This window comes from Skermanella sp. (genome assembly GCF_059503625.1).
Map to the genome: position 1 here is coordinate 1 of NZ_JCACHA010001125.1, position 5,247 is coordinate 5,247.

The 5,247-nt window shown below is 67.9% G+C and carries 5 protein-coding genes; 4 read left to right on the forward strand and 1 reads right to left on the reverse strand.

Features of this window, described 5'->3' with window-relative positions:
- The 3 genes from AC5JJ6_RS40220 to amaB form a co-directional block, all read left to right on the forward strand.
- A partial coding sequence (locus AC5JJ6_RS40220) for a sugar phosphate isomerase/epimerase family protein (RefSeq protein WP_496047427.1) occupies positions 1–672 on the forward strand: 672 nt, incomplete at its 5' end.
- 18 nt (positions 673–690) lie between these two features.
- Positions 691–1,884, forward strand: coding sequence for a Gfo/Idh/MocA family protein (locus AC5JJ6_RS40225; protein ID WP_496047428.1), 1,194 nt, complete (start codon positions 691–693; stop codon positions 1,882–1,884).
- 32 nt (positions 1,885–1,916) lie between these two features.
- Positions 1,917–3,416: an L-piperidine-6-carboxylate dehydrogenase gene (gene amaB / locus AC5JJ6_RS40230; protein WP_496047429.1), complete on the forward strand. Its 1,500-nt coding sequence runs from the start codon at positions 1,917–1,919 to the stop codon at positions 3,414–3,416.
- A 15-nt stretch (positions 3,417–3,431) separates the two neighbouring features.
- On the opposite strand, the gene AC5JJ6_RS40235 is transcribed toward amaB, so the two are convergent.
- Positions 3,432–4,136, reverse strand: coding sequence for an ABC transporter permease (locus tag AC5JJ6_RS40235; RefSeq protein WP_496047430.1), 705 nt, complete (start codon positions 4,134–4,136; stop codon positions 3,432–3,434).
- Between the two features lie 131 nt (positions 4,137–4,267).
- Here AC5JJ6_RS40235 and AC5JJ6_RS40240 point away from each other — a divergent pair.
- Positions 4,268–5,247 (forward strand): lysine--tRNA ligase (locus AC5JJ6_RS40240; protein WP_496047431.1); only part of this gene is annotated, 980 nt, incomplete at its 3' end.

The following is a 5,247-nucleotide window of genomic DNA, read 5'->3' on the forward strand; positions in this document are numbered from 1 at the left end:
GAGAACCTCGGCCTGACGGCGCACGCGACCTTCTCCGGCGCGCTGGCGTGGCCCTACCTCTACCCCTGGCCGCAGCGTCCTCCCGGTCTGATCGAGACGGCGTTCGACGAGCTGGCGAAACGCTGGACACCGATCCTCAACGAGTTCGACCGGGCCGGCGTCGACCTCTGCTACGAGATCCACCCCGGCGAGGACCTGCACGATGGCGTGACGTTCGAGATGTTCCTGGAGCGGGTCGATCATCACCCCGCCTGCAACATGCTCTACGATCCCAGCCACTTTGTGCTCCAGCAGCTCGACTACCTCGGCTTCATCGACGTCTACCACCAGCGCATCCGGATGTTCCACGCCAAGGACGCGGAGTTCAACCCCTCGCCGCGCCAGGGCGTCTACGGCGGCTACCAGCCCTGGATCGACCGCGCCGGCCGCTTCCGCTCGCTCGGCGACGGTCAGGTCGATTTCGGCGGCATCATCTCCAAGCTCACCCAATACGGCTACGACGGCTGGGCCGTGATGGAATGGGAATGCTGCATAAAGCACCCGGAACAGGGCGCGGCGGAAGGGGCGGCCTTCATCGACGCCCACATCATCCAGGTCACCGAACACGCCTTCGACGACTTCGCAGACTCAGGAGCCGACGACGCCGCGAACCGCAGGATGCTGGGCCTGTAAGGGCCGGGAAGGATCATCATGACGATCAAGGGCAACTCACCCGGCGGCGGCTCCGCCGTTCGGCGCAGGCTGCGCCTGGGCATGGTCGGCGGCGGCCGGGGCGCCTTCATCGGCGCCGTCCACCGCATCGCCGCGCGCCTGGACGACCGCTGGGAACTGGTGGCCGGCGCGCTCTCCAGCAATCCGGACCGCGCCCGCGACAGCGCCGCCGACCTCTTCATCGCTCCCGACCGGGCCTATTCCGGTTTCGCCGAGATGGCGCGGGCGGAGGCGGCTCGCGAGGACGGCATCGACGCCGTCGCCATCGTGACGCCCAACCACCTGCACCACCCAGCCGCCCGCGCCTTCCTGGACGCCGGTATCCACGTCATCTGCGACAAGCCGATGACGGCCACGGTGGCTCAGGCCGAAGACCTCGTCGCGGCGGTCGAGGCCAGCGGCAAGCTGTTCGCCCTGACCCACAACTACACCGGCTACCCCATGGTCCGGCACGCCCGCGAACTGGTGGCCTCTGGCGAGCTTGGCACCATCCGCGTCGTCCAGGCCGAATACCCGCAGGACTGGCTCACGACCTCGCTGGAGGAAACCGGCCAGAAGCAGGCGGCGTGGCGCACCGATCCGGCGCAGACTGGCGGAGGAGGCTGCATCGGCGATATCGGCACCCACGCCTTCAACCTGACGGAGTTCGTCACCGGCCTCCACTGCACCCAGATCGCCGCCGACCTCACCAGCTTCGTGCCCGGACGGCGGGTGGACGACAACGTCAACATGCTGCTCCGCTTCAGCAGCGGCGCTCGCGGCATGCTGTGGTCCAGTCAGGTGGCGCCCGGCCACGAGAACGGGCTTCGGCTCCGCGTCTACGGCGACAAGGCCGGGATCGAGTGGCATCAGGAACAGCCCAACCACCTGCGCTTCGCCCGCCTGGGCGAACCGCCCCAACTGATCACCCGCAACGGCCCCGGCTCCGGCCCGGCCTCGGCCCATGCCAGCCGCATCCCGGCCGGCCATCCCGAAGGCTATCTGGAAGGCTTCGCGCAGATCTACACCGACGTCGCCGAACAGATTGCGGCACGGATCGAAGGCCGCGATCCCGAACCGGCCGCACTTCTGGTACCGACAGTGGCGGATGGCCTGCGGGGTGTACAGTTCATCTCCGCCGCCGTAGACTCGAGCCGCAACAGCGCCGCCTGGACATCGCTGTCCCATAGCTGAACGACCGTATTCGAACTCCTGGAACCGCCAACATGACCCTGCGGAACATCGCCGCCGACCTGCACCTCGACGCCGACCTGCTTCAGGGAGGCACCCGCGTGGTGCGCAGCCCGATCGACGGAGCGGAGATCGCCCGCCTGACGGACGACACCCCCGAGACGGCCGACGACAAGATCGCCGCCGCCGCCGAAGCCTTCAAGACATGGCGCCTCGTCCCCGCCCCGCGCCGGGGCGAGCTGATCCGCCTGCTGGGCGAGGAGCTGCGTTCCCACAAGGAAGCGCTGGGCAAGCTGGTCACGCTGGAATGCGGCAAGTCGATCCAGGAAGGCTACGGCGAAGTTCAGGAGATGATCGACATCTGCGACTTCGCCGTCGGCCTGTCGCGCCAGCTCTACGGCCTGAGCATCGCGTCCGAACGCCCCGGCCACCGCATGACCGAGACTTGGCTGCCGCTGGGCGCCATCGGCGTGATCTCCGCCTTCAACTTCCCGGTCGCGGTCTGGTCGTGGAACGCAGCACTCGCCATCGTCTGCGGCGATCCGGTCGTCTGGAAACCGTCGGAGAAGACCCCGCTGACGGCGCTGGCCTGCCAAGCGCTGTTCGACCGGGCGGCGGCCCGCTTCGGCGCCGACGCTCCCTCCGGCCTGTCGTCCGTCCTGATCGGCGACCGCTCCATCGGCGAACGTCTGGTCGACGATAAGCGCATCGCCCTGGTCAGCGCCACCGGCAGCACCCGCATGGGCCGCGAAGTCGGCCCCCGTCTGGCCCAGCGCTTCGCCCGCTCCATCCTCGAGCTTGGCGGCAACAACGCGATGATCGTGACCCCCTCCGCCGACCTGGAGCTGGCCGTCCGCGCCATCCTGTTCGCGGCGGTCGGCACGGCGGGTCAGCGCTGCACCAGCCTGCGCCGGCTGATCGTCCACCGCGACGTCTACGAGTCGCTGGTTCCCAGGCTGAAGGAAGCCTATGCCGGCATCCCGATCGGCAACCCGATGGACAGCTCCAAGCTGGTCGGTCCGCTGATCGACCGCGACTCCTATGAGGGCATGTCCCGCGCCCTGGCCGCCGCCTCCGCCGAAGGCGGCATCGTCACCGGCGGCGCCCGCGTCCTCGCCGACCAGCACCCCGACGCCTACTATGTCCAGCCGGCGCTGGTCGAAATGCCGGCCCAGACCGACACGGTCCGCCACGAGACCTTCGCGCCGGTCCTCTACATCATGCTCTACGACAACCTGGACGAAGCCATCGCCCTCCAGAACGACGTTCCCCAGGGCCTGTCGTCCTGCATCTTCACGACCGACCTCCGCGAAGCCGAACGCTTCCTCGCCGCCTCCGGCAGCGACTGCGGCATCGCCAACGTCAACATCGGCCCCAGCGGCGCCGAAATCGGCGGCGCCTTCGGCGGCGAAAAGGAAACCGGCGGCGGCCGCGAATCCGGTTCGGACTCCTGGAAAGCCTACATGCGCCGCCAGACCGCGACGGTGAACTACTCCGACGCCCTGCCGCTGGCCCAAGGCATCAAGTTCGGGTGAGGTGAGGCAACTCCTCTACCCCACCGACCGCCGCGCGACGTGCCCGATCGCGTAGGCTGCGGCGTTGATCAGCAGGGTCAGCGCCAGCAGCAGGATTCCCAGGCCCAGCGCCAGCGGCAGGTCGCCCCGGCCTGTCTCCAGCGTGATGGCCGTCGTCATCGTCCTGGTGTAGCCGGCGATGTTGCCGCCGACGATCAGGACGGCGCCGACCTCGGCGCTGGCGCGGCCGAAGCCGGCCAGCACTCCCGTCAGCAGGCTGAAGCGGGCGTCCCAGAGCAGCGTCGGGATGGCGCGCCAGCGGGAAGAGCCGAGGGAGCGAAGCTGCTCCTCGTACTCGTGCCACATGTCCTCGACTGTCTGCCGGGTGATGGAAATGACGATGGGCAGGACGAGGACGATCTGGGCCACGATCATCGCCGTCGGCGTGAACAGCAGGCCGAGGCTGCCCAGCGGGCCGGAGCGGGACAGCGCCAGGTAGACCAGAAGGCCGGCGACGACGGGCGGCAGGCCCATCAGGGCGTTGAACAGGACGATGAAGAGCCCGCGTCCGGGGAAGCGGGCGATCCCCAGCATGGCGCCCACCGGCAGCCCGACCAGCACGGCGATGCTGACGGCGGTCAGGGTGACGCGCAGCGACAGCAGCACGATATCGGCCAAGCGGGCGTCGAAATTCAGGATCAGGCCGGCGGCGGCGCCAAAGGCGGCGATCACGTCATGCATGGGTGCTTCGTTCTTCCTTTCCCGACCCTAGTCGTTGTGCCAGGTCGTTGTCATTGACCGGCGCGCTCCGGTTCCCTAGGGTCGCGGCTCAATCTAATTCTCTCCTTACTACCTCCCAAGCGGTGAATCGAATGTCCGGCGAACAGGAATTGGCATTGCAGGCAAAGGCGTGGCCCTTCGAAGAAGCGCGCAAGCTGATCGCGCGCTACAAGGGCAAAGCGCCGGCCAAAGGCTATGTCCTGTTCGAGACCGGATACGGACCGTCGGGCCTGCCGCATATCGGCACCTTCGGCGAAGTCGCGCGCACGACCATGGTGCGCCGGGCGTTCCAGGTCATGGCCCCAGACGTGCCGACCCGGCTGTTCGCCTTCTCCGACGACATGGACGGTCTGCGCAAGGTTCCGGACAACATCCCGAACCAGGAGATGGTGCGCGAGCACCTGGGCAAGCCGCTGACCAAGGTGCCGGACCCGTTCGGCAAGTTCGAAAGCTTCGGCCACCACAACAACGCGATGCTGCGGGGCTTCCTCGACAGCTTCGGGTTCGAGTACGAGTTCCAGTCGGCGACCGACTGGTACGGCTCCGGCCGCTTCGACGAGGCGCTGCTGACGGTGCTGCGGAACTACGACGCCGTCATGAAGGTGATGCTGCCGTCGCTCCGCGAGGAGCGGGCATCCACCTACAGCCCCTTCCTGCCGATCTCGCCGACCTCCGGCCGGGTGCTTCAGGTGCCGATCCTGGAGCACAACGCCGATGCCGGGACCATCGTGTTCGAGGACGAGGACGGCCAGAAGAAGGAAGTCCCGGTCACCGGCGGCAACACCAAGCTCCAGTGGAAGCCAGACTGGGGCATGCGCTGGCACGCGCTGGGCGTCGATTACGAGATGTCGGGCAAGGACCTGATCCCCTCCGTCGAACTGGCGGGCAAGATCTGCCGCATCCTCGGCACCCAGCCGCCTGAAGGCTTCAACTACGAGCTTTTCCTGGACGACAAGGGCCAGAAGATCTCCAAGTCGAAGGGCAACGGGCTGTCGGTCGAGGAGTGGCTTCGCTACGCCCCGCCGGAGAGCCTGTCGCTCTACATGTTCCAGAAGCCCCGCGTGGCGAAGCG

Coding starts and splice junctions, on each gene's coding strand:
- amaB (WP_496047429.1), top strand. CDS start 1,917: ATGACCCTGCGGAACATCGCCGCCGACCTGCACCTCGACGCCGACCTG.
- AC5JJ6_RS40225 (WP_496047428.1), top strand. CDS start 691: ATGACGATCAAGGGCAACTCACCCGGCGGCGGCTCCGCCGTTCGGCGC.
- AC5JJ6_RS40235 (WP_496047430.1), bottom strand. CDS start 4,136: ATGCATGACGTGATCGCCGCCTTTGGCGCCGCCGCCGGCCTGATCCTG.